Source organism: Halomonas sp. 3A7M (genome assembly GCF_014897875.1).
In the GTDB taxonomy this organism is placed as follows: domain Bacteria; phylum Pseudomonadota; class Gammaproteobacteria; order Pseudomonadales; family Halomonadaceae; genus Vreelandella.
In genome coordinates this window covers 1-783 of sequence record NZ_JABUZD010000002.1, presented here as the reverse complement: position 1 = coordinate 783, position 783 = coordinate 1, and the positions used below count along the sequence as shown (strand labels likewise).

Annotated in this window: 1 pseudogene; it reads left to right on the top strand. The window is 47.3% G+C overall.

The features are described from left to right. Positions 1 to 675: pseudogene (locus INT19_RS00015) on the top strand (hypothetical protein); the annotation flags it as partial. Positions 676 to 783 lie beyond the last annotated feature (108 nt).

Sequence of the window (783 nt, the reverse complement as noted above, 5' to 3'; positions counted from 1 at the left end):
AATTTTAGCGGGGTGGCAGAACGTCGCGGAATGGACGCTTACAACCAGCAAGATATCCGTGAGGGCATGAACGGCTTTGATCGTGATGCAATGCGGACTTCGCTTATTTTCCAGACTGGTAACAATAACATGGCTGAAACTGATCAGTATGATGATGAGCAATACTCACGTGTTGGCCAGGAAGGTAATAACAACAACTCTTATGTCTATCAAAGCGGCGATCAGCATGAGTCGATTGTTTATCAGATAGGCAATCATAATGATTCAGTCGTAGTGCAAGATGGTGGCAGCCTTAATGACTCCTATGTACGTCAACAAGGCGACAACAACAGCTCTAATGTTGCTCAATTCTTGAACACTGCGCAAAGCGACTCAATTGTTGAGCAGTTCGGTAACGGAAACGATGCTGACGTTTATCAAGCCTTAAATACTGACGAAACCTGGAGCTTTATCCATCAAGATGGCAACGACAATGAAGCCAATGTCCTTCAGGTTGAAGCAGATCTGAGCGCCTCCTATATTTTCCAAGGTGGCGACGGTCATGTAGCGAATGTCTTCCAGACAGGTAACAGCAACGTGTCAACCATTCGCCAGAACACCGTTGGTGGTAGCGCAGCTTCAGCAACTCACTTCCAGGCGGGTAACAACAACTCTGCTATCTCTACTCAGTGGTAAGCATCTTTGTAAGTACGTTTGTAAGTACTTACTTAGCTCAGGAAACCGCCCCCTTCGGGGCGGTTTTTTTTATGGTGCGCCAGGCATGGCGCGCAGCGCCTTAACAGG